We start from the raw sequence: 23,858 nt of genomic DNA, 5'->3' as shown, positions 1-23,858 counted from the left end.
CATCAGCTTAGCGGCGTTTCATTCCCAGACTGTCCAGGTCAGGCAACAGAAAATTTTTGGGCCTTGCTCCTCGTATTGCGTCGTCGTTAGTCATTAGCAGTCACCACATTCCGAGCCACCAATGACCTGATGACCAATGACTGCGCATCAAAATGACCATTTTTTTCGCCTGAACGCTTGCGCAGAACGCCCGCAGGCCCTACTTTTGCACCACGATTTCAGAACAACGAAGTCGTCCGGCACCTTCCCGAATAGCTCAGCCGGTTAGAGCATCTGACTGTTAATCAGAGGGTCGCTGGTTCGAGCCCAGCTTCGGGAGCTAGTATAAAAGCCTGATAACTAACAAGTTATCAGGCTTTTTTGTTACTGTTTTAAATTGCGTCTGGTTTCTGGTTTAAACATGGTTTAAACAAGCATAACTTTCTTGCATTCAGAATACAAGGTTAGCTTTACGATACGGGATAGGGTCCGAGACATGTTATTTACTGAATATTTTCATAGCTACTATCCCATCTCAATAGCTCAATACATTGTCAACGCCTCGTATAGATTATCCTTAATGCGTTCCCGCAATGCTACAGGTTCTATTACGACTACATCTTTACCAAATTCCAGGATACGAGCTTCTAGTTCTCGATTCAATTCTACAAACAGCCGGACTTCTAACCTGCTGTTGGCTAACCAAGTAATTCCCTGTGTTGGGTGAATTTTCTTAGTCTCGACGTATTTCGCTCGTTCCGCTCTAAAGTGTAAGACCACTTCCTGTGGCTCGTTGTCTGTCTTAGTCGTTCCTAACAAATTTTTAAAATAGGTCTGGCTATCAAAGACCTTTGAGTGAACAAACGTTTCTGCCGTTTCCCGCTGGGCTATAATCCGGTCAAGTGGCAGGTTTTGTGGAGTATCCCGACCATTCTCCCAAGCCACTAGTACCCAGCGATTATTATACTCCTTCAATAGGAGCGGTAAGATATGGCGATTCATCACCTCCTCACCTTGAAACGTCTGGTACGTGATCCGTAAAAATGCTTGTTTCTGAATTGCATTGTACAACCCGATAAGGTGCTGACGACCTAACAGTTCTGCTTCATCAAACTCAATGACTGGATTCTGCTCGGCCGATGTGACGGCCACCCGTTGTTCCAGACGAAGCAGTAAATCTTCCAGCCCGATGAATTCATTGGACTTGGACAGTTGACGGAGCAGTGCCAGAGCTTCATTAAGGCCACCTAGATAAGAATTGTCTAATCCCTCAAGTATCGAATAGGTTTCTGAATAATAGTAGCCGTGATGTTTGTTCGCCCGTTCGGGTAACGGAGCCTTTAACTCATCCCGAAGAAAACGGAGATCATTCATGATCGTTCGCTCATCTAAAGCGGGGTTCAGACCTGGATCTACCTCACGACATATTTCACAGAGTTCCTTAGCTGACCATCCCCGATGGCTTTTTCGCAGCACTTTGTGAATCTTGAAGATGCGTTTCAGACGTAAATCGCTAACAGCTCCCAGTTTTTTCATAAATCATCACCTACTTTTTCTCAAAGTAAATAAATATGTAGTTGAGGGTCCTAGTCTTGTAGCAGAAACCAACGGCAAACAAGCTATGACGACAACTACTGCTACGATTTTTGATCTTCTCCCATTCGCTCCCACTACCGAGCAAGCCCAGTTCTTGTTCGAGATCGAAGAGTTTATGGAGTCCGATGAGGATTTCTTCATGCTGCGTGGTTCGGCGGGAACGGGAAAGACATCAATCGCTAAGGCAGTTGTTGATCACCTGACCGAGCAGCAGATTCCTTGCTTTCTGTCGGCACCCACCACGAGGGCGGCCCGGATCATTGGCCGAAAAACAGAACGCGAAGCCCGCACCCTTCACAGCCGGATCTACCTAATTGAACCACTGGAAGATGGACGAGTGAAGACCTCCCTGAAAGTGAACGACGATACCCTGCCAACGCTCTACATCGTAGACGAATCGTCAATGATATCTGACCGCGTCACGGACGATGACAAATTTATTGCGAGCCGTGGCTTATTGTATAACTTTCTGCACTATGTCAAAAACGGCAACAAGCGCAGCAAAGTCCTATTTATCGGTGACGTTTATCAGTTGCCACCAGTTGGATACGAGGCAGGCCAAACCCCACCAGCCTTGTCTGAAAGTTACCTGCGTGGGGTGTTCGGCCTAAGCGGGCGAGTAGTAGAATTGACCGATGTCAAACGCCAAGCTGAGGGCTCCAGCATTCTGCGTTCCGCCACCTCGCTGCGCGATGCTATGCGGTTTGGCCGTAGCTGGCAGATCGAAAGCGAACATTTCTGGGGTCCGAAAGGAGCCGTTGACGGATACCTGCGGGCGTTCAACCCCCGCCGGTTAGATTCAGTCGTGTACATTGCGCACTATCACAAGTCATTAACCCGGTTCAACACAGACGTTCGACAGCAGCTAGGCCGGACCGACACATTAGCGGTTGGTGATGTAATAGTGTTTCACCAGAACTTTGTTGGCACTGACTACACCGCTTTCAACGGCGATTTCGGCACGGTGGTTGAACTGGTCAGTGGAGTCGAACGCTTCGGGGGACTGCATTTTCAGCAGGTCATGGTTGAGCTGACTGACGAACGGGGCCAACTACAGCGCGTAGCAGGCAAGGTTTGTTTGGAGTTCACGCAGGCTGAAAAGCCCGAACTGATGCGAGAGCAGGAGAACGTGCTCTATTCTGAAGTGATGCGTACCGACAAGGCATTTCGGGAAAGCAAGTACAGGCAGAACTACCTGAACCCGTACCTAGGAGCGATGCGCCTGCGCTACGGTTACGGTATTACGAGCTATAAAGCCCAGGGGAGCGAGTTCGACACAGTGTTACTAAATACTTGGGCACGCGAAGGCAAGACGAACCTCAACTACCTCTACACTGGCGTAACACGAGCACGAGAGCGGTTAATTTGCTCGGTATAACGATGCCGTAACTCAGGCCTTAGGAACAGTTAATGGAAGTAATTAAACTATAACTTTGTAAACAAGTGCCTGTCTGTAAGATTTGACTTTGTATTGCGTTTCGCAATGCGTACAATGAATGGTTATTCATTGACTCTTCGAGTACTCGAATGCCCTTCGAGTAGGACATCCTCGGGTCCTACCAAGCGCCTTATTAGCTGAACAAGGAACAAGCTAGTAACGCGAACCGGTAAGAATACGATAAGGGGATAGATTTAGAAATCAGACAGGCACTATTTTTTTGAAATGATCTCAACACAGTACGACACAAATGTCCTAATTAGTCTGCTCCGTGAAGGGGAGAGCCTCGACGATTTACTTACGTTGTTAAATGGAGTTGTTGAATGGCAGAATTTTGTTCATCAAAGTAAGCGCCGTCTGTTTACACGCAAGCAACTTTCTTTTTTCTATAAAAATGTAGATAAGAAATATCACTCATTTCAAGTTCCGAAAAAATCGGGTGCATTGCGCACTATTAACGCTCCTGATGGGACATTGAAAGCCATTCAGCGTTGCATTACAGATCTTTTACAAATTATCTACCAACCACCTTTTTCGGTCAATGGTTATGTAAAAGGCCGTAGTGTGGTCTCGAACGCTCTTATGCATACTAATAAAAACTTTGTCTTGAATATTGACTTACAAGACTTCTTCCCAAACATAAAGTTTGGTCGCGTATCCGCTGTACTGAAACTTAAGCCTATTGCTGTAAAACCGAAATTTGCTTATTTGCTTACTAAATACTGCTGCTACAATGGGGCTTTGCCTCAGGGTGCCCCGACGTCTCCGGTTCTCTCAAACTTGATTTGTCAACGCCTTGACTTTAGACTTACTGAGCTAACCCGAAGTGAGCATCTTTCCTACAGCCGATATGCTGATGACCTGACATTCTCATCAGACCAACCATTCCAGAACGGATTTTTAACTCGTTTAGAGGAGATTATTCAGGAAGAAGGCTTTCTGATAAATCCAGGTAAGGTACGTTTACTAGGTAGGGATGTGCGTCAAGAGGTTACCGGCGTAACGGTAAATGATAAAACAAACGTATCCCGTAAGTATATACGGAAAATCCGCGCTATGCTATACAATTGGACTAACCTAGGCTATGAAAAAGCACAGGATCGATTTCTAAGTAGTTATAAACCACCTGCCAATGTTGTAAAGAATAAAAAGTCTGATCCACAATTGAGTAACGTTGTTGGTGGGAAGATCGACTACCTAAAAATGGTGCGTGGTGCCGATGATTCCATTTATCGACAATGCAAGGAGGCGTTCGAACAACTTCTCAAAGGCGAGTTGATCTTTCAAATTAGTGAGAAAATTCTGCGAACTCAAACTGTAGAACACCAGCCCCGTCAGGTGGTAAGTTTTCTGCGTAATTTTAAAGTAATAAACCAGACGGGATTTAGGGAATTGCTACATGACCCCGATGTCAGCGATTTTGACTTTAAAACAAATCTGGCCAAAGTTAATGAGCAGATGCCAGCGTTATCAGCAGTGCTTCCGGCCAGTCTATACACGAAGTTAGAATCTTTTGTGGCAGTATATAATACAGATGGCCAAGCATATCACGAAAAGTATGGTTTACTTCCCTTAAAAGGACAAAAAAAAACTAATCCCAATAACCTTATTGACATACTGTCACGTAAGAAAAAAAATAAAGTTGTAGAAGATATGGTATTAACAACAAGAGTGCAGGCAGAAGATATTCTTCCTGACAATAAGGTTACCCAAGCCGCTAAAGACTTCCGAACACAGATTAGAATTGGTAATGATTATTTTCATGATTGGATTTTAATTAATTCGCTAAAACCTATTGTTAATGAACTTAATAGTAGAGAACTAGTAAGCATTTCATACGAGCCGAGCGAAGAGGAGTTCAGTTTGAATTGTGAGTTCTTTACAGATACAAAGGAAGTCTGGAAGGCGATAAGATCTCTCCTCAAAGATCTAGCTGAAAATCCGTATTATGATGTGAAAGACGAACGTATAATCTTGCTGCGTTCAGCCACTATTAAACGCAACTTAAATGGAGAATCATTCTTCGCAACAATAATTTACTTGAATTTACAGAACGCATTCATTGTGAATGAACTTAAAGCTTTTCAACAGTCAAGGCTCACTAAGAATCAGCAGCGATTACATAAGCTGGCTGATTGGTCTACAGTTTACCAAGATGAGAGTGGTCAGTTATCTGAACATTTATTTTTGGCGTCGCCAGAGACACGATCTGATAATCAACTAACAGAAGGAATTACTCATAAATTAACCTTTTATCATTCATGACATCATGTTGGCTCCCATACTGTTTGTAGATGAGAAAAAAGTTGAAGGTACTTTTGAATACCGCTTTCGTGAGTTGAAAAATCAACTTGAAGATTGTGAAGACATAATAGAGTTCATTTCAGATCTAGAAATTAAACACTCTGTTGATCCCTACACTGATTTCGTTATGATTCAGCCGAATCCGTATCTTCAATCGCGTAAAATTATTTTTGTACACGTTTCACAAGATAGTCCTATCTATAACGAACCATTGTATAATGCGCTGAAGGCAAGTCAGCACAATACTCTATTTGCTCGTTTTAGTGGCCAAGGATCACTCAATACAAACAGAGAAAGCCTTAGATTTCAACGTCACGAACATATATATAATATGCAAACGAAAGGTTTCCAGCTAGCGATACGATTTTATAAGCAATCTAATCTCTTTGAGCCATATATTTTAGTGTATGGTAAGCAGGCATTCTCAAAGAAGATTGAAAAAGCAGAAAGCGAAATTCAATGGATAGAAAGAAACATTACTAATCAAACTCAATTACAACAACATAGAGGCAATAGGCATTTCGAAAATATTATGTATTTGGCCGATTTAGATACTACTCGGATTGAAAAGGGTAGAGAATATATGAAAACAATTAATAGCTATACTGATTATGTGGATATAATGAGAAAGTATGCTCAACAAGCAAAGGACATATCAAGACTGAACAACGAACTTTTAAAATCATTAATTGTATGAATATTACTCTAATACGCAAGCAAGAAGAAAACTCACTACCAAAGTATCTAATGCATGATGATTATTCTACCCGTGTAATAGAGCTTGAAACAGAATTGGCCAGTGATAGTCATCTGGATTATGACACCAGATTAGATGACATGTTGAATAAAAATAGTACCACACTATCGCAATCGGACCTTATTGTTATTTCTTATATTGGTGATAACTCAGACATGTTTCTGGGCTTAAGGTTAATTTATCACTTACGTTTAAGTAAAGACTACAGAAGCAAGCCGATTGTATTGACTGGTGACACAAATTTCGATCAATTAGTTTCAGATACTTCCGATAGTGGTTACAAAGAGTTAACGCTAATCTTAAATACAGCCGGAATAATCTATCAAACTGAAAATCAACTCAATTGCTTACTTCTTCATTATCTCAGTAAACAACTGGTATTAAAAATACCAGTAAAAAATGAAGATTATTTAAATCAGTTTCTCAAAAAAATGGTAATAAGAGAACCTGATGAACAATATGGTAGACATGGTATTGCCAACGAATGGGGCGCATACCGTATGGCGGAGGTTGCAGGCCTTGACTTAAAAGACTTTAAATACCCCAAAACCCTTTACTTTAAATACCTTCTAGGGTTTAAAGATGAAAAAAACGCCACGCCATCAAAGCTCAAACCATTCTTTGATAAAAACTTAACCATTCTATACATTGACGATAATGAGTATAAAGGGTGGACAAAATGTCTTGAATTGATATTAAATAACAAAATTATATCCAATGGGAAAGCTACCATAATATCACGTAAGGCTTGGGATATAGCTTTGGAAGGTGATATAGAGAATGATAAATTTGATTTAGTCTTTCTAGATTATTACCTCGCTGACCATAAAAAAGGAGATAAAATTCTGTCTGATATAAAAAAACTTAATCCTGTCTTGCCAGTCATTATGTTTACCGCTTCAAATAAGGCATGGAATATGGATAAGTTATATGAAGCAGGTGCCGATGGATATTATGTAAAAGAACACCCTGAAACGGCTAAAAACTGGAAATTTTCTGTTGAGAATTTCGACGAATTTCATAGGACTATAAATCACTGTCTTAAGAAAGGAAAACTTTTAAGACCATATTTGAGTAAAATAAAAGAAATTAAAAGTAAAATAGTAATAAACGATCCTCCTGGTGAGATCATAAAAGAACGTATTGATGAACGTCTACATATGTTTTTAGGCCTTCTGAAAAAATCATTTGAGCAAACAGACTTTGATCAAATAACCTTCTTTTATTCAGATACCGAACTCGCATATTTAACATTATGGAGTGTATTGAATGAAATACAACAAGCCTTTTTTGAAAAACAAGCTGTAGTTTACGTAGACAGAAATGGAAATTCATATGTTGAACATGACAGACGTACAGAAATTCCTAAACCTTCCTTGCCTAAAAGACATAATTGGACATTAAAGCTACCAAGTTCATTTAGGCCTAGGTACTTAAAATTTGTTGAGTACAACCCTGTCTTTAATTATGATTCTTCTGGATCGGTAAGAGATGGCTATGGTTATTATGATATAAACCCTAATCCGAGTAGTATCTTATACTACGATGGTGATAATAGACATGGACGCTATTATTCATTCAACCCGCGTGGCGTTGTTCACGTAAAAAAGAATCTTGAGCAGATATTGCATTGTCAAATAGCTTTCATATTACTTAATATGTCTTGTAGACAACAATTACTTACTTCTCTCAAAAATTTGAATGATACGAGAAATAAATTGTATCTTACTCATGGAGATGATTCCTCATTGACAAACTATGGTGCTTTGATCAGATCACAACGCGTCCCAGACTTAGATAAAAAATGTAAACAACTTTTTGATATTGTGTATTTTCTAACTTCTGGTGTAGAGTGTGTTTGGTAGAGATTGATCTCATTTTTATTTTCAAATCAACTTCACCTTGTAGAATCACACATACTAATTCGTAAAAAGTGATACAGTTGTGAAGCTGCTTGTACTCCAGTACATCACTCAAAGGTAGGGTTGTAATGGTTCTTAGTATTTGGTATGATATGACCACGTATTTTCAATTATTGACCCGTGAATTAGTCTGTGAAGCATATCTACTTTCATACTGGCATTAGATTAGACAGTCTTATAAACCTTCTCGGTTCACTTTACATACTAACTCACGGGTCAACAGTATACAGGTTAATGCCTTTAGGTGCTTAATTAGCTACCATTAGGTTTATTTAAAACCCTGCTGCCTACTAGGTCATCAGGGTTTTTAAATAAACCTAATGGTAGCTAATAAAATGGCTTACCATCTTGAGTAGCTATTTCTAGATTTTTCTAGCAGCTTGTAGAGGTAGCGGTCCAAGTTTGGTCGAAGAGCAAGCATTCCAATGAATGAGATGCTGGACTCATCCAATTCTACATCGTCATCTCGTTTTCTAGCTTTTGCATCAACCTCAGCTTTAATTGCTCTCAAGACTAAGTACGGTTCGTAGTCCGTATACGTCAGCTTATGCTTGCGGCAAAAGCTCTCGATTTCTGCCATGACCGTGCCTGCACGAGCCGCACACGCTTTGACTTCTGAAAGGTCCCATTCGTCTATTTCATGAATCCAAAGTAACAAAGCCAATGCATCTTCCCCGATGAAGTGATTGAAGGTTTCAATCAGTCGCACATCGTTTATCCGTTGCTTCTCCGCTTCTGCCTCCTTCTTGCGACTTTGCGCTTTATCGTAGGCGTCGATGACACGTTCGATGTCGGCTAACGCTAAGAAACCATCTGTCCATTCTTCTCTGTACACACTGCCAATCTCGTAGGGTTGAAATCCTTCAAGATGATTGCTGATGATGAAGTCAGCTTCCTGTTGTGTACAGTTAGAGTTCCACTCTGATGGCCTATCCTTGGGGGCTTTTGCTTTAGGAACTACGCGATTTGACCTGTCTGGCGAGTGTCCGTACATACTAGCGGATTCGTCTGGCCAAGGGTCCGGCTCGCTGCCTGAATCCACGTCTGGACGCTGTCCGAGGGCTTTCAGCGTGATAAACGCCTTTTCTACCTCGTGTTTTTTGATGTCTAACCGGTCGGCGATGTCCCGAATACTCACGCCTGAATCCCGCAGTTGGCGGATTGCACTTAGTTGATGGTCCATTACTCTTGTTTTGTTTAAGTAACGCCGGTAACAGCTAGTAACAGCTGTTACCGGCGTTACACTGTGTTACTATTACGCTCCAGCACGCGGCCAACTCGCATTTTGTTCGTACAGAGTTGGCGTGCTATGTCAGCATTTGAGATACCGTTATTCTGTTCTTTCAGAGCTATGATTTGCTCATCAAGTTCACTGAGTTGTTTGTCACTTTTCGCCTTGAGGTGTTCTTGCTCATAGCCGTACCGCTCGAAATGGAAACCGAGAAAGTTACCTTCTTTGGCTATCCGACATTCAATGACATTGTCGGAGTCGTAGATCATCGGTGTCGCCCGTGCTTTCAGCTGTTTGATGTAGCGTAAATCAGGCTCTCGCTCGCTATGGCCAATGGCAAAAATCGCATCAGAAAAATTTGACAGTTGCTTACTTCCCGCTAGGTCATTGACAGTAAGGTTTCTCGAATTATCCCGCTTTGGTGTGTGTGCCAGTACAAGTACACTGAGGCTATAGCGAGTCTTGATGTCCTTTAAGAATTTCATCAGCGGTAATGCCTCCTTGGCCGTATCGGTTGATTGAGTTTTGAGGTAGGTTAGGTTGTCAACAATCAACACCTTGGCTCCAGACTCCTCAATTAGGCTCTCAAGACTTGATCTGAGTACATCTTCAAAACGGTCGAAATCTGTAAACTCAGGATTTAACTCTACCCGATAGAACTGATCGTCGAACTGATACTCATTCTCAAAGTCAATCGAGTATCGCTGCTGAAATTGCTTGTCAGACAGTTCAAAATCGAGATAGATTACGGGCTGCTTCCCTCCTCTATTCTGAAATACTGGCGGGCTTCGACCTTTGCTAATGTTATCTCCCACCTGAACGGCCAGGATACTTTTACCAACGTTGGTGTCAGCAAATAGAATGGCTAACTCGCCTTCGTGCCATAACTCCCCGAAAAGCATATTAGGAATGGGCTTACTCCGTGCGTCTAATAGGCACTGATTTGCAGAGCGCACTTTAAGGAGCGGTTCGTTTGCACTCTCTTTATCCTTTCCTAACCTGCCAGAGCCGAAATCACGCTCTAATTCAGACCATGTATCACTGGGTTTGTGTTCCATTGCGCAGGTAGTTGCGGGCAGTCATAACCCAATGAAGCACTTCCTCCTTCTCACGGATGCATTCAGCATGTTCACGCTCAAACCGCTTTTTCCAATACTGCATTTGGAGCCGCATTTGATGTAGTTCACGTTGTGCGGCCTCTGCCGATAGGGCAACAGCCTCTTGATAGACCTCTCGTAGGTGGTGTATCATTTGTCTAGCCGCATATAGTATAGTTATCTCTTGTTCAAGGAAGACTATTCTTTTATGCTGCTTGGTTGCTTCATTTTCGGAGAGCGAGAATAGGTCTATACTCCGATACTTTTGAAGGAGCGTGTATTTTCGAAGAATAAGCTCATTTAAGGACTTGAGTTCTGAATCAGAGCAGAAATCCCAAATGGAAAGCTCAAATGAGGGTGTGTTTGACTGCATCACTGTCTGCCTCTTTTACGGTTAATACCCGCTTCGTCCGCTATTTCAGTACGCGTCTTTTTACGTCCAGCATCGAGCCAGGCGGTCAAGTCAGACCGTTTGAAATAGAGTTTACGCCCGCGTTTGAAGTGCTCTATTCTTCGCTGACTCGTATGAGAATAGAGAGCTGATTCGCTTATCTGAAGAATCTTGGCAGCATCAGATAAGCCAACGTAATCTGGGATATCTTCCCTGATTCGGGAATCTTTGTCCGTCAAGATGTTGCGGACAACTTGGTCGAGTAACGTGATGACGTCCTCTTCGGTCATAATCAGAATTTTGCTCATATCATTTTCGTTTTTGATATGGCAAATTTTCGTCAGGTACGGCCGATTAGTAGGGTACTTGTGACGTCACAGATTTTTTCTGTGATCTCTTAGGCTCTTTAAGTCTCTGTTAATCAACAAATTAACTTCGTCAAATACTCTTTTTATTTTTTCTAGGTCGGATATGCTTATAGCTGCTAAATCTTTGTGTTTGCGCAGGCTATCGTTATGATGTCCTGTTAATGCTTGGATTGCTTTGTTGATGTTATCTCCACTCTGATAGCTGGTGTCCTTAAGGATAATACCAGCGTCACGCAGATAAGAAAAAGCTCTTTTCGTTTGTTTCAGGTTCAACGCTGTTACAGCATCTCCTTCTTTACGAGTGACTTTTGGTTTGCCAATAATGATTTTTTTATCCTCATCGCCTAGTAATTGTATTTGCCCTAAAGGTTGATCTGATCCATTTGTTGCGTATATGTCTATAAGTTCACTAAACTTCTCTTTGGCTAATAATCCTGAGTATTGCAGCACAATTTTTTTTAGCTTATTAACTGCCTCTACTCTAGATGAAGCAAACCCCCTCTCTACTTGATAATCGATGAAATCATCACTCAGTTCAGTATCGGTTACATTCCATAGCAGTGCAAAATAGTTATTATACCCCTTCTCTGTAGGCTTCAATATTCGGTCAAGATTCCAGTGATAAACTCTCCAAAGACCTTTCTCTTCTAGGTAAATAAAATTAACAAAGCGGTCATGCTTTGCTAGCCATTGAGAAATGTCTATTAATTCGCCCTCTATATTGACTTTGAATTCATTGAGGTCGTAGATGATGTTGGGAATACGATCCATGTAGCTTTTCAATGTATCGTAATCACCTGTGGCATTACACGTACTAATAAGCGCTGTTTTTACTTCATTATTTAGTTCATGCCGCTCTTTGTATGTATACTCGTTGATCCACCAGTATTCCCGGTACACCCTGTTAATTTGTCCTATATGTATATCGAATTTATTCATTAGCTTAAAAATTGAACAGGGTTAAGATTTGATCTACTAGTTGGTTAGTTCTTTCCTGAATATCAGCAATAGTCCACTTCTCTTTATTAGCCAATTCTTTATTGAGGTGAAGGCCGTTCCTGTATCCAACATATAAACCTTTATTGTCTTTCCGGTCGCGCTTCTGACCGAAAGGAAGATTGCTTAGCGTACTGTTATATCCGGAGATGGTCAAATTTCCCAGTGTGTGCATATTTTGTTCCTGTACCTGTTTAGCTAGCTGTTCATCACCGTCTGTAATCATTGTTACCCAGTCGGCTGGAATGTTTTTGCCTTGCGGAAGGATATGCTCTATTGTCCAGACGTATTGACCACTACCATATCGCTGCCAAAGGTCTTTTTGCGTCTCACGGGTTTGGTAATGTGCTTCGAGAAAGCAAAGGACAAAGCGGGTGGCATCTGTATTTTCATAATACAAATTTCCTTCTAGCTTACCCCGAAATATTTCGTTGGAAACATACCATTCTGGCTTTTTCAAAAACGCTTTTACGTCTTCAGCGGTTGGTGTTTCGTCTAGTTGCTGACAGTATTCAATCAGGTCTATGAAGAGTTTATCAAGATCGCGGGTTGGTGGCGTATCCGTGATATTCCGACGCACCATGAATATGACCAGCAGCCGTATAATAGCAGCTAGTTCTGGACTGTTTAAGTCAGGATGTTCGGCTAATAAATATAGCAGAAAACCTATTGACGTAACGCCGCCAATACGCTCTAAGTCCAGCAGAGTATTCGTTATAGGCTGACTGTTATAATCATTCTCTGGTTTAACTAGTCGTCCATATAATTTAGACTTAGCGTATAAATCGTTAAATATCCATTGGACATCGCGATCAATCAACTTGCCATAAATATCAATTAGATTAGACCGAGTGGCCTTGGAAATATTTGTTACACGTACTGCCTGCTTATATTTGAAAGAATTGTAATAATGGCGGAGATACCGTTGCTGTGTTCGTGGGTCGTCTGTTAGATTGTCGAGTAGCTTGGTCCAAGTGTCAAAGTTCTGCTCAATACTCTTGACCTGCTTTTGATCAAGTACATCCAAAAACTTATTCTTAATTAAATCTAGCGCTGACAAAGGCTCCCCACGGTTGTTCAATGTCTCAAACAGAGTAAAGGCGTCAGAATGACTATTTACGGTGATTTGTACCATAGACGCACCGTTTAGCTTATCGAGAAAAGCCAGCACTTTAGGCGTATCAAATAGAGCAATTCCATCTGTATCTAGCTGATTCAATCGATTTAAGAAGTAGTCGTAAGCCCTGTAAATTCGTCGTTTGCCTACGTTCGGCGGTCTATGAACTTCTTTATCCAAGATACCGGCGTTTGCCATTACCCACTGGTAGTCATCATAATTGCCTCCCTGCCGAGATGGTTCAAGCCGCAAAGCTGTATAGTTAGGCTGATGCACAAGGCGATGCAACGTATTCGTTTCCTGCACCATAACTCGCCTATCGGTCTTAACTGCGTTCTGATTTAACCATGTGTAGATGGCCGCGTATAGGAGTGACGTTGTTGTAGTGCGCTGCTGGCCGTCTACTAATTCAAGGCGTAATGTTTGATGTACATCTACGCTTTGATTGATGCAAATTATTGAACCAAAGAAATGTCCTTTGTCATTCTCCCATACATCGTCAAACATAGCTTCCCAATTCCGTTGCTGCCAGACGTATTCGCGTTGGTACTTGGGAATGGTATACTTTAAATTTTGATCGGGATTGAAAAGAATAGATAACTCGTAGTTGTTAGCCGACTGAATCATTTTAATGTTCTTATTTCACCGTTGTTTCTGCTACAAACTTATGGAATGCTTAATTGACGTTATGGATGTCTTTTACGTGAATGTGTGTTGGTTGAGAGATATCCACATTGTAGCCAATCTCAGGTGAGTACTGCATTACGATTGAAAATACGTTTGCTGGGTAATCTCGCGCTGGTCCCCACTGCACCAACGCATCGGCGAATAGATAGAAGACTTCATTTCCATGGCTGGAAGATACTAGCTGCCACCTGTTGATATAACGGTATACATGTCAGCTTTGTCTTTTTTAAGCTCGAGCGTGATAGAGTGGTGCTTTCTCATGAGAAGGTTACTTTAAAATTGACTGGAACTGTAGGTACGGTCGTGGGAGGCAAAATTTATATGTTCTATATCCGATCAGATAGCTTCGCAGGTATTTTAAAGCCCGCCTTTTTCAGTTCACGCACAAGCTTGGTTTTCCATTTCTCAGCTTTGTCATAAGTTTGGCAGATCACGCCAAAAAAGTCACTCGCCTGCTCAATGGATTCTTCAGGGTATAAGACAAACAGGTTTCCTCGCCCAATTTTGGCTAAGAAGTAGCCTAACTCTAGAACCACATTCTGGCGGGCGCGGGGTTTCAAGGGTATTTCTTTCGCCCGCCCCTTCGTTCGCAAACGACCTTCATCATCGGCAGAGCAGAGAATTACTGCATACTCGCAACGAGCCGCCTCTTTCTCAAATTTCTCAATTATCGTCTGGCCATTGTCGTCTTCGCGCTCAAGTACTACGGTTGCTATGCCTAGACCCCTCAATACACTTTGTACATTGTCTCGCATCTGGTGATCCCGGCCATGGACAATGAAGACGGACTTATTCTCTTTGTCGATAGTTCGAAGCAGAGTAAGCAGCTTAGTTCGGGCGGATGCAGCATCCTTCTCGGAGAGATAGCCAGTATGAAATCCGCGTTTATCAACTGCCGGGAGCTGTGAGTGTATTTCAGCCAGCTTCTTGCCATACGCAGCCCCATTTGTCAGATTGGTGTGTCTGGACAGCCATCCGGACAAACCGGTTGCTATTTTACTCAACTGATCAGCAATGGTTGTTTGAGTAGCGCCTATGTAGTTAATCGAGCCTTTCTCAGGAACCTCCTCTGCTTTTTTGATTAGTTGCTTAAGTTTGGTTTTGTCCAGATGCATCCGTTTGAACAATTAAGGTCGCAGACCTCGAATCCGTAGGTCGTAAAGTGAATTAAACCAGAGCCGTTTCCTAGTGGCGTTGGCTTTGTCTTCCGACAATTTGTTGTACAGCTCCAACTTTGTATCGAATGTCAGGCTTTGCTGGCAAAAAGCGGCAAAGACTGTTTTAGAGCGTGTTGGGAAATTGAGAAAAGTTGAGAGTCGTGTCAACTTTGTGGTCGCCAAACTACAGAGCTAAGACCAAACAGTGGATGCCACTGACCGACCCTCAATGGGCCGCAATTTCGCCTTTCTTTAACCTTAAACGCAAGCGAATGCACGATTTACGACACATTGTCGACTGCATTCTGTGGCTTTTGCGAACCGGCTGTCAGTGGCGAAACCTGCCTAAATGCTGGCCGCACTGGCAAGCCGTTTACTATTATTTTGACCTCTGGAAAAGGGATAATCTGTTTGAACGACTCAACGCAACGCTCAATGAATTGGATTGAAAAAGAGTCGAGAGAATGCCCACACCTCCGTTAGTATGCATTGATTATCAGAGTATTATACTTAGTCCGATGATTTATGAAGAGCGTGGTCTTGATCCCAACAAACGGGTGAATGGACGCAAACGACAACTTGTCGTTGATACGGAAGGTCGGCTTTGGGTTGCTCGTGTTCATGCAGCCAACGAGGCGGATGGCCCTATTGCCTGCGCCTTAATCGACGATGTTTTGTGGCGGGTAGGCGAATGGTTGGAAAAAGTGCTTGGCGACCAAGCTTATAATGGTGTTTTTGCCCAAGAGTTGAGAGAATGGGGCATCGACTTTGAGAAGGCCTCACGGCCCGAATCAGCGCAAGGTTTTGTCCCTGTTGCCAAGCGATGGGTGGTGGAAAGGACTATCGCCTGGACCAATTTTTTCCGGCGCATTGTCAAAGATTACGAGTATACAGTATCATCTTCGGTGAGCTGGCTATACCTAGCCAATATTCAAATTATGTTGCAACGAACTGATCATCAGTGCCAAACATAATTTCCCAACACGTTCTTAGAGCCTCAGCATTTACGGAAGGATCTGGCAGAGCAGTATAAGCTGGTAGCAGCACAGCATACGGATGAAGACTGAATAGTTATAGCTACGAAAAAATTCATTTGAGAGTAGATAATGCAGAAACGCTGCACTAGATAGCGATACCTTTGAAAACCGATGGTTATATCAGATCTTACTATTTTGATACGAATAGTAGCCCTATCCACACTTTAAACTCAACTCGTTTACCCAAGTGACTAAACACCGACTTACTGCATCAGTTATTGCGTCGCACTTTAAGCACCGCTGCGATAGACTATTTCGCTACAATACCGTTCCTGGTAAATTAAGGGGCCGGGCAGGTACTATTGGTTGGCGAGTACCCTCAAAGGCGCGTCAGCATACTCGTCCAGGGGTAGTAGACCTTATGAAGGGAGGCGATGAATTTGAGGTTGCTGAAATAAACAAACTCATCGCAGTGCATGGAACTGCTGCGGTGCATTATGCTGGGGTTGACCAAAAGTCTGGCAAAATAAACCCATTATCATTTTACGATTTCTTAACCGTGCTGGATAGCGGAAGCACGGCTCAATTTTATGCCCAGATTGATCTTAATTTCGAGAACGGCTTCGACCCTTTCATATCCGAAACGTTTCTACAACGCTACAAGCTAAACCCTACAGAAGTACAGTTAACTAGGGCACTTCCAGATCTCATTGAAATTATACCTTCAGATGAGACAGGTGCTCCCCGAAAGCTACGTATCTGGGATTTCAAAGCAAGCCGAAAAGCTCGTCATGATCACTATATTCAGGTCGCTTTTTATTCGTTGCTGCTGGAGCACATATTACGTTGCTTGAACCGTACTGACATTGTGGTAGATGTGGAAATGGCCGTTATACAATCGCGACAAAAAGCAGATATATTCGAGCTAACTCCATATCGTACGGCAGTTGCTAACTTCTTAAGAGATACGGTTGGTAGCTTGTTAACCACACCAGCGGCAGATGCGCACTTTCACTTTTGTGAAAATTGCCTTTTATGTGAGTACGCCGAAACCTGCCGTGCTGAATCCGACGCGGGCAATGATATTTCACGTGTGCCATATATGAGTTCGGAGTCGAAACGGCGGTTGAAGAAAGCAGGTATTCCAACTCATCGTGAATTGGCAGCGCTTCATGCCGATTTGCCTCGAATCGCTGATCTGAGGTTAGAAAGTCATGATCTTTCCTCGAACCTGAACCGCTATATTAAGGCTGCTCAAACACTGGAAGACGGGAAAATTCGTTCGCTGGAGACTAAAAACTTATTGATGCCTCAGTACGAGGATGTGCGGATAATCTTGTCGGCCGAGCAAGATGCAGTATCAGGTACGTGTTTCGCACTGGGTATGAAAGTTTATGAAGGATGGGACGAAGTTACCAGTAAGGTAATCGGTAGTGAAAACGTATTCATTTCTGATGGGCCTGACAAGGAAGGGGCACTATTACTAAGCTTTCTGCAAACGCTAAACAATGTATTATTACGTGTTGATACGGCCAATAAGGCAGTGAAAGACACTGTACTCCCCGAGGATCAACAAGTAGCTGATGCAGAAAAAGCTTTCGCTGATGCAGAAAAAGAGTTGGCTGATTTTAAAGATGTTTACCCGCGTCTGTATAAAAGAAAACCTGAAGACGTACCTCTTATTGCTCATCGTGAAAGATTGAACGAGAGAATTGCCGTTTGTAAAACGAGGATAGTTGAAGCGAAAAGAGAAGCTAGTTCGCAACGCTGGAAGCTTTCTAAGAAACTGCACATATATGTTTACGACGGCTTAGAGTTATTAATTCTAAAAGATTGTCTGGAACGTCACCTGCTATCAGACGAGCCTACAGGTCTGCTTGATGAAGTGCGTCGGCTTATACGAATCTTTCCTCCTGCATCGGTGCTTCCTAATCCTGATGCTTTTCGGACCGTTCCAGGAACAGTGGTGAGCCAGGTGCTTAAACAATCGCTCACGTTACCTATTGCATATGGATTTGACTTAGCAAGTGTGTCGCGTGATCTGCAACCTGTGAAGGCTGACGGAGAGCTTAACGGGTTTGAGTATAGACCTAAATATGGTTTTGGCTGGCCCTACTCTAATCAGGTTGCTTTTGAGCGAATTCTAAATGTATGGAAAGTAGAGGAGTGGGACGATATGGACGCCTCAGCATTAAGAACAGCGATTGAGAAGACCATACTGAATAAGTTACGAGCAACCGATTCTGTAGTGAGGGCAGTGAAACAAACCCTATCATCCAACTTGCTGCTGAAGAAAGAGCCATTTTGTCTATACGAAACGTTTGATCCCAGTATCCCAATCGTGGATGTTGACGCGCAACGAGTTCTAGAAGTGATGGAGGTTTTCACGGTTCTAGAAGAATCGTTCTCCGAATTGGCCGTTAAGCATGCGCACACTATGCCAATCTCAGAGCGAGTAGCTAAGTTTCAGTCAATCAATGGATTGAGGTACATAAAAACCGAAGATGGCCTGTTTCACTTCACATTTGATCTAGAGTGTAAAGACGCAAAAATTGACGTTGGGAACTTCAATCTAGTACTTACATCTGAATCAAACCCTGACCAGTTGATCATAGAAGTTGATGGATCACTGTTCAGGAGCGCTGGCTGGAGAGGGGCAAGAAATAAAGTAACCCTGATCGAATTAGATAGCCAAAGTACGCCTCCGTTATTGAAGCTACAGACGAATAATATTGCTTATTGGGAAGCCATTTTCACTGAAAACCCGTCAGATACTTATGTACTTGATACGATGTATACTGACTATAATTCGAAACGAGTTTTAAATGCCATTCAGCATTTGAAATTAGAGCCTGGTGCTGAGCACGTTCGTGAATTAGTAGCGGATGGTGCAATCAGAAATTGGCTACCTTTTATTAATGATCCCGAACAAGTTGAATCAGAACTCATTGCTCTAGCGGATAGTACAAGATTACAACTACTAAACGCCGCACAATGGCGAGCAATATCTGGATCGATGCAAGAGCCAGTTTCGCTCATATGGGGACCGCCTGGCACAGGTAAGACCTTCACGGTTGCTCACATGTTGCTTTGCTACGCCATTGCTGCAAAGCTTCAACAACGACCTACACGCATTTTGGTCACAGCTTTTACGCACCATGCCATCGTTAATGTTCTCAATAAAACGATCGAACTCGCCAGCAGGTACGGCATTGGCTCAGATGTGCTTGCCGTACTTAAGGTGCAAGCTAGTGGTGACAACACAGCTGATGATGAAATAGCTGATCAGTCCAAAATCAGTGACGAGGGAGTAGCTGATCAAATTCAATCAGAGACGCCATGCGTTATTATTGGCTCTACGGTGTGGGGCATCTATAAAGCGATTAAGGAGCAGGGTATCCCACAACATTGGTTTGATGTAGTGCTGATAGATGAAGCCTCTCAAATGAAGCTATCAGATGCATTGCTTGCCTTGGCAGCGTCAAAGCCAACGGTAAGTTTAGTTTTAGCTGGTGACGATAAGCAGTTACCCCCAATTCTTCACGGAACTTACGTTGAAGAACATAAACTAATACTCTCGTCGGTATTTGTCTTCATCCGGCACAAATTTGAGCAGGCGCTCATCGTTCAGGGAATGACCAGTCCACACAGGGCACTATTTCAATTGGAAGAGAATTTCCGTATGAATGAACCCTTGACAGCATACCCCAGGCAGATAATCTACGGTAATTATACTTCGACCAAACCTGCGATTCAGATCGGTTTTGATTTTACGAACGTACCTGAAACTGTAGACCCATTCTTGAGTTTACTGATGGATCCATCAAAGCCTGTTATATTGGTTCGGTACACGCCTGAGCGTTCATATACAGCTAAGAACCCCATCGAAGCTACTTTGATAGCGCAGGCTGTCTATTACTTGTCTGGTACGCTTACTGTCGATGGTTCAGACAAACTATATTCGCCTGCAAAATTTGCAGAGAAAGGAGTAGCCGTTTTAGCTCCCCACCGGGCTCAGAACGCAGCAATGAGAAATGTCTTAGGCCAGATGGGATTTGGATCGACTGTTAAGCCAATGCCTTTGGTGGATACTGTAGAAAAATTACAGGGCAAGGAACGAGCTGTTGTTTTTGTGTCATACGGAGTTGCAGATGGTGAGTATGCAGAGGCCGAAGCAACTTTCCTTCTGTCAGAAAATAGGTTTAATGTAGCTGCTACACGTGCTGAACGGAAGCTTATTGTCTTCTGTGCTGATCCTGTTATTGATGTGGTGCCCACAGACCGTCAAATCCTGCTGGACGCGACAATGCTGAAGGAGTTTAAAAACTATTGTGCCGATGGGCAAGAAACGCATATCGTTGCTGTTTCTGATATAGGAGACGTTTCATTCACTGTACACTGGAAAAGCTTTTAATTGATACTAGTTTGGCCACACCCCTACCACCATATAGAGCCTCAATTCTATCACCTCTACGCTACCCTGGTGGCAAAAAGAGGCTAGTGGGCTACCTTGCTGCACTTTTAAAGCTTAATGATCGTCGGCCTCGTTTATTTGTTGAACCATTTGCCGGGGGGGCCAGCGTCTCTTTGCAGTTATTAAATGATGGCTTGGTTGAGAAGATCGCAATTGGCGATAAAGATGAGTTGGTCTCGGCCTTCTGGCAGACCGTTTTTTTCGATGCTGACTGGCTTGTCAGACGTATCGAAGAGGTAGAGCCCACACTACAACTCTGGGAGTATTATAAAACCAATACACCTAAGACCAGAAGAGAGCGGGCATTCGCTTGCTTATTTCTTAACCGTACAAGTTTTTCTGGAATCTTAAGTGACACTGCCGGTCCTATTGGTGGACGGGCGCAGCAGTCAGCTTATGGAATAGGCTGTCGGTTCCCTAAGCAACGGCTAATCGACAGAATTCGGCAGGCAGAATTACTATCTGGTAATGTGCTACTTATAAAGGCCGGTTCTTGGAAATCAACGTTAAAGGCTGCTGGTAGTTTAGGGTATCCGCCCAGAGAGATGCTACATTATTTCGATCCACCTTTCTATGAGAAGGCTGATCGGCTATACCGTCATTATTTCGTTGCCAAACAGCATAAACAACTGGCGATGGCAGTGGCAGCGCTAGAATCAGACTACGTGCTGTCTTACGATGTAGCTGAACCGATTGTTAAATTATACAGCGATTTGGGAATGGTCCCTGCCCAAGTAGAACTTTTATATTCTACAGGATCACGCGAAAAGCTACAATCGACTAAGGAATTGATCGTGACCAACCTAACTAACTTTCCTGAACAGAACCGTCTTTGGCTATCAAAGGCAGAGTCACTACAAATCAGACAGATTCGAATAGACAATACAGCTGTGTGTGCATAAACGGCAGAGTTTTATTCCCTTAGATAGCCTTTCGTAAGTTTCGATAAAAGCGGTGAAAAAGGTAAATGAGTGAGTCTATAAAGATGTCACGTTGATTAGTAGCCAACATATCTGAGCCAATCAATTTCAGAACTATCTAAGAAATTCTGACTTAATCAAACCGGCCTTTAGGGCAGGATGTCGTCAGTCTGCCATCTGCGACTTAATATTCTCCGCAACGGAGGTGATGCGACTACCATCAGCTAAGGTGTACGTCCTCATAAAAATGCCAGGCTGAATTCCTCGCGTTGTTCCATTCTGTTCAATGATGACTCCTCCTCTGGTGAATTGCTGTGGACTAGCTGCTGGACCCTCAAACAGAAACGCGCCTGGTATATAGATCGCCTGATTTACGTCGCGGTCGTCTCTTTTTTTGAACCCATATACATCATCCTCACCCGCCGGTGTTCTCTTGCCTGAACTAACTGGGGTCATCTTTTCCTGGATGAATGAGCGAGTAGAGTTATACATGTCTTTTAATTCCAACTCCTGCTTCGCATAGTCAAGCACTTGCTTGAGTTGAGTTATGCTAAGCTCATCGAGACTTAGCTGTAGGTCATAAATTCTGTGGTAAAGCTTTTCGGCCTGTTTTTGAGTGACTTCATTAATAATAATTACGCTTTGACCATCGCCAGGGGCTGCCTGCCACGACTGGTCTTTTTCGTTGAAAAAAACGATTCCCCGTTCGCCAATTGGGTTGCCTTTGTAGTCGAGGATGGGCTGACCTGCTTTGGGTTGCTCTTCGGGATAAATGAGCAGTTCGCCTTTTGCTCCGAAAGCAGGAACAGGAATAATAAACTTCTGCGCCTTTGAAATGACGGGTGTACTATAGCCCGGTCCGGTTTTTAATTCGGCAGCCTTGATTGTGCGCATATACATAGTAGCTTTTGAAACCAATTCGGTTTGAGCATTTGCCTGTTGAGTAGGGTCTGGTTTCTTTACGGTACATGACACAACAGCTAATACGACGATGAATAGGTGTTTCATGACAAGCAATAAGGGAACACTGAGCGGATCGACAAGGCAACATGGTCGATAGTCAATATACTTTTATTTATCGGTAGCGGATCAACGCCTTATAACAAGGAACTTGGATCTCTCCTACCATCCTAATCGCTTATAAGGTATACAACGATAACTCACTCTCAGCTATGTCTATCCAGCACTTACTGAACAAAACCGGCCCACGTAAACTACTGGCCCTTGATGGGGGCGGTTATCGTGGCATCATCACAATCGAAATCCTGGCCAAAATCGAGCGTCTTTTACAGGAAGCTCAAGGCCGTGATGACCAGTTCGTACTGGCCGATTACTTCGACTACATTGCCGGAACGAGCACCGGAGCTATCATTGCCACCTGCCTGTCGTTGGGCATGCGGGTAGATACCATCCGGGATTTTTATCAGGAAAGTGGCAGGGTCATGTTTGATAAGGCTGGTTTGCTACAGCGATTCCGCTTCAAATATGAAGACGAAAAACTGGCGGGCAAACTTCAGGATGTCATTGGTAAAGACACGACATTAGGCAGCGACAAACTCAAAACCCTGCTGATGCTGGTGATGCGCAACGCTACGACTGACTCGCCCTGGCCGGTATCGAACAACCCGGCGGCCAAATACAATGACCGGTCTGACTCAAACCTTAATTTTCCTCTGTGGCAACTGGTACGGGCAAGCACTGCGGCACCAACCTACTTCCCGCCCGAATCCATTAAGGTAGGGCCGAATAACTTCATCTTTGTGGATGGGGGCGTCACTATGTACAACAATCCTGCCTTTCAACTCTTTCTAATGGCCACCGTAGAGCCTTATAAGCTGGCGTGGCCCACGGGCGAAAAGGACATGCTGTTGGTGTCGGTCGGTACGGGGGCATCGGCTAGTGCTAATGCCGATTTGGCCCCCGGCGAGATGAACCTGCTTTATAATGCCTCCTCCATTCCGTCTGCACTCATGTACGCAGCCTCCAACGAGCAGGACTTTCTATGCCGCACCTTCGGTCGTTGTCTTCATGGTAATCATTTGGATCGCGAAGTAGGCGACATGTGCGACGTAAAAGGGCCGGTTAACAGAAAACTGTTCACCTATGTTCGCTACAATGCCGACTTATCGCGTAGAGGGCTTGATGAGCTAGGCCTGTTTCAGGTGAAGCCTGAGCAGGTGCAGCAGATGGACTCCGTAAACTATAAGGCTGAATTGCAAAGCGTCGGGAGAGCCGTAGCCGATAGAAAGGTAGTGAAAGAACATTTCGCGCAGTTTGTTTAGTCGACTAAACGCCTATCTCGCCACGTAAAGTGACAGGATTATGCATCCCATCACAGCTAAAAACCATACGTTTAGTAAGACACACTCCATCGTTAATCATGCCGGTAGCTGACGCACTGCCCTATATAGCCTGATTGTTAACGTACCTGAAGCCGACTGATCTTT

At 43.3% G+C, this 23,858-nt stretch carries 17 protein-coding genes and 1 tRNA gene; 10 read left to right on the top strand and 8 right to left on the bottom strand.

What is annotated here, in order from left to right:
• Positions 1–245 precede the first annotated feature (245 nt).
• A tRNA-Asn gene (locus tag J2I48_RS16205) sits at positions 246–319 on the top strand.
• A gap of 203 nt (positions 320–522) precedes the next feature.
• Here the strand turns inward: J2I48_RS16205 and J2I48_RS16200 are convergent.
• Positions 523–1,515, bottom strand: coding sequence for a helix-turn-helix transcriptional regulator (locus J2I48_RS16200; protein WP_207336519.1), 993 nt, complete (start codon positions 1,513–1,515; stop codon positions 523–525).
• 85 nt (positions 1,516–1,600) lie between these two features.
• Here J2I48_RS16200 and J2I48_RS16195 point away from each other — a divergent pair, with 85 nt between their 5' ends.
• From J2I48_RS16195 to J2I48_RS16180, 4 genes are all read left to right on the top strand, one after another.
• On the top strand, positions 1,601–2,953 hold the full coding sequence (locus J2I48_RS16195; protein WP_207336518.1) for an ATP-dependent DNA helicase: 1,353 nt from the start codon (positions 1,601–1,603) through the stop codon (positions 2,951–2,953).
• Positions 2,954–3,238: 285 nt separating this feature from the next.
• Entirely contained in the window at positions 3,239–5,278 is a 2,040-nt protein-coding gene (locus tag J2I48_RS16190) for a reverse transcriptase domain-containing protein (RefSeq protein WP_207336517.1), read from the top strand.
• 4 nt (positions 5,279–5,282) lie between these two features.
• Positions 5,283–6,014 (top strand): hypothetical protein, encoded by a 732-nt coding sequence (locus J2I48_RS16185; RefSeq protein ID WP_207336516.1) that lies wholly within the window; start codon positions 5,283–5,285, stop codon positions 6,012–6,014.
• Positions 6,011–7,939 carry a response regulator gene (locus J2I48_RS16180; protein WP_207336515.1) on the top strand — a complete coding sequence of 643 codons (1,929 nt, stop codon included), beginning with the start codon at positions 6,011–6,013 and terminating at the stop codon, positions 7,937–7,939. The genes J2I48_RS16185 and J2I48_RS16180 overlap by 4 nt, the downstream gene beginning before the upstream one ends.
• A gap of 397 nt (positions 7,940–8,336) precedes the next feature.
• Here the strand turns inward: J2I48_RS16180 and J2I48_RS16175 are convergent, their stop codons facing one another.
• The 6 genes from J2I48_RS16175 to J2I48_RS16150 all read right to left on the bottom strand — a co-directional run bounded on the left by J2I48_RS16175 (position 8,337) and on the right by J2I48_RS16150 (position 14,998).
• The gene (locus J2I48_RS16175) at positions 8,337–9,179 is read right to left on the bottom strand and encodes a hypothetical protein (protein WP_207336514.1); all 843 of its coding nucleotides are present in this window, start codon (positions 9,177–9,179) and stop codon (positions 8,337–8,339) included.
• A gap of 56 nt (positions 9,180–9,235) precedes the next feature.
• Positions 9,236–10,285: an AAA family ATPase gene (locus J2I48_RS16170; protein WP_207336513.1), complete on the bottom strand. Its 1,050-nt coding sequence runs from the start codon at positions 10,283–10,285 to the stop codon at positions 9,236–9,238.
• A 411-nt stretch (positions 10,286–10,696) separates the two neighbouring features.
• Complete coding sequence (locus J2I48_RS16165; protein WP_207336512.1) at positions 10,697–11,023, bottom strand: helix-turn-helix domain-containing protein; 327 nt, start codon at positions 11,021–11,023, stop codon at positions 10,697–10,699.
• A gap of 66 nt (positions 11,024–11,089) precedes the next feature.
• The gene (locus J2I48_RS16160) at positions 11,090–12,022 is read right to left on the bottom strand and encodes a hypothetical protein (protein ID WP_207336511.1); all 933 of its coding nucleotides are present in this window, start codon (positions 12,020–12,022) and stop codon (positions 11,090–11,092) included.
• 4 nt (positions 12,023–12,026) lie between these two features.
• Entirely contained in the window at positions 12,027–13,823 is a 1,797-nt protein-coding gene (locus J2I48_RS16155; protein WP_207336510.1) for a DUF262 domain-containing protein, read from the bottom strand.
• 386 nt (positions 13,824–14,209) lie between these two features.
• A complete protein-coding gene (locus tag J2I48_RS16150) occupies positions 14,210–14,998 on the bottom strand; it encodes a TIR domain-containing protein (RefSeq protein WP_207336509.1) in 789 nt (262 codons plus the stop codon).
• Positions 14,999–15,249: 251 nt separating this feature from the next.
• Between J2I48_RS16150 and J2I48_RS28320 the strand changes: the two genes are divergently transcribed.
• The 4 genes from J2I48_RS28320 to J2I48_RS16135 all read left to right on the top strand — a co-directional run bounded on the left by J2I48_RS28320 (position 15,250) and on the right by J2I48_RS16135 (position 21,393).
• Positions 15,250–15,489 (top strand): transposase, encoded by a 240-nt coding sequence (locus tag J2I48_RS28320; protein WP_262899093.1) that lies wholly within the window; start codon positions 15,250–15,252, stop codon positions 15,487–15,489.
• Between the two features lie 69 nt (positions 15,490–15,558).
• Positions 15,559–16,014, top strand: coding sequence for a transposase (locus tag J2I48_RS28315; protein WP_229376368.1), 456 nt, complete (start codon positions 15,559–15,561; stop codon positions 16,012–16,014).
• A gap of 424 nt (positions 16,015–16,438) precedes the next feature.
• Positions 16,439–20,431 (top strand): bifunctional RecB family nuclease/DEAD/DEAH box helicase, encoded by a 3,993-nt coding sequence (locus J2I48_RS16140; RefSeq protein WP_207336508.1) that lies wholly within the window; start codon positions 16,439–16,441, stop codon positions 20,429–20,431.
• Between the two features lie 11 nt (positions 20,432–20,442).
• A complete protein-coding gene (locus J2I48_RS16135; RefSeq protein WP_229376366.1) occupies positions 20,443–21,393 on the top strand; it encodes a DNA adenine methylase in 951 nt (316 codons plus the stop codon).
• Between the two features lie 183 nt (positions 21,394–21,576).
• Here J2I48_RS16135 and J2I48_RS16130 read toward each other — a convergent pair whose 3' ends face one another.
• The gene (locus tag J2I48_RS16130) at positions 21,577–22,419 is read right to left on the bottom strand and encodes a hypothetical protein (protein ID WP_207336506.1); all 843 of its coding nucleotides are present in this window, start codon (positions 22,417–22,419) and stop codon (positions 21,577–21,579) included.
• A gap of 164 nt (positions 22,420–22,583) precedes the next feature.
• Between J2I48_RS16130 and J2I48_RS16125 the strand changes: the two genes are divergently transcribed.
• Positions 22,584–23,693, top strand: coding sequence for a patatin-like phospholipase family protein (locus J2I48_RS16125; RefSeq protein WP_207336505.1), 1,110 nt, complete (start codon positions 22,584–22,586; stop codon positions 23,691–23,693).
• Positions 23,694–23,858: the final 165 nt, after the last annotated feature.

Origin of the sequence: Fibrella aquatilis (genome assembly GCF_017353255.1) — a bacterium.
In the GTDB taxonomy this organism is placed as follows: Bacteria; Bacteroidota; Bacteroidia; order Cytophagales; family Spirosomataceae; genus Fibrella; species Fibrella aquatilis.
This window is presented reverse-complemented; position numbering and strand designations above follow the sequence as displayed.

Excerpts from the sequence above, each read along its gene's own strand:
- J2I48_RS16200 (WP_207336519.1), bottom strand. The coding sequence starts at position 1,515 with ATGAAAAAACTGGGAGCTGTTAGCGATTTACGTCTGAAACGCATCTTC.
- J2I48_RS16195 (WP_207336518.1), top strand. The coding sequence starts at position 1,601 with ATGACGACAACTACTGCTACGATTTTTGATCTTCTCCCATTCGCTCCC.
- J2I48_RS16190 (WP_207336517.1), top strand. The coding sequence starts at position 3,239 with ATGATCTCAACACAGTACGACACAAATGTCCTAATTAGTCTGCTCCGT.
- J2I48_RS16185 (WP_207336516.1), top strand. The coding sequence starts at position 5,283 with ATGTTGGCTCCCATACTGTTTGTAGATGAGAAAAAAGTTGAAGGTACT.
- J2I48_RS16180 (WP_207336515.1), top strand. The coding sequence starts at position 6,011 with ATGAATATTACTCTAATACGCAAGCAAGAAGAAAACTCACTACCAAAG.
- J2I48_RS16175 (WP_207336514.1), bottom strand. The coding sequence starts at position 9,179 with ATGGACCATCAACTAAGTGCAATCCGCCAACTGCGGGATTCAGGCGTG.
- J2I48_RS16170 (WP_207336513.1), bottom strand. The coding sequence starts at position 10,285 with ATGGAACACAAACCCAGTGATACATGGTCTGAATTAGAGCGTGATTTC.
- J2I48_RS16165 (WP_207336512.1), bottom strand. The coding sequence starts at position 11,023 with ATGAGCAAAATTCTGATTATGACCGAAGAGGACGTCATCACGTTACTC.
- J2I48_RS16160 (WP_207336511.1), bottom strand. The coding sequence starts at position 12,022 with ATGAATAAATTCGATATACATATAGGACAAATTAACAGGGTGTACCGG.
- J2I48_RS16155 (WP_207336510.1), bottom strand. The coding sequence starts at position 13,823 with ATGATTCAGTCGGCTAACAACTACGAGTTATCTATTCTTTTCAATCCC.
- J2I48_RS16150 (WP_207336509.1), bottom strand. The coding sequence starts at position 14,998 with ATGCATCTGGACAAAACCAAACTTAAGCAACTAATCAAAAAAGCAGAG.
- J2I48_RS28320 (WP_262899093.1), top strand. The coding sequence starts at position 15,250 with ATGCCACTGACCGACCCTCAATGGGCCGCAATTTCGCCTTTCTTTAAC.
- J2I48_RS28315 (WP_229376368.1), top strand. The coding sequence starts at position 15,559 with ATGATTTATGAAGAGCGTGGTCTTGATCCCAACAAACGGGTGAATGGA.
- J2I48_RS16140 (WP_207336508.1), top strand. The coding sequence starts at position 16,439 with ATGAAGGGAGGCGATGAATTTGAGGTTGCTGAAATAAACAAACTCATC.
- J2I48_RS16130 (WP_207336506.1), bottom strand. The coding sequence starts at position 22,419 with ATGAAACACCTATTCATCGTCGTATTAGCTGTTGTGTCATGTACCGTA.
- J2I48_RS16125 (WP_207336505.1), top strand. The coding sequence starts at position 22,584 with ATGTCTATCCAGCACTTACTGAACAAAACCGGCCCACGTAAACTACTG.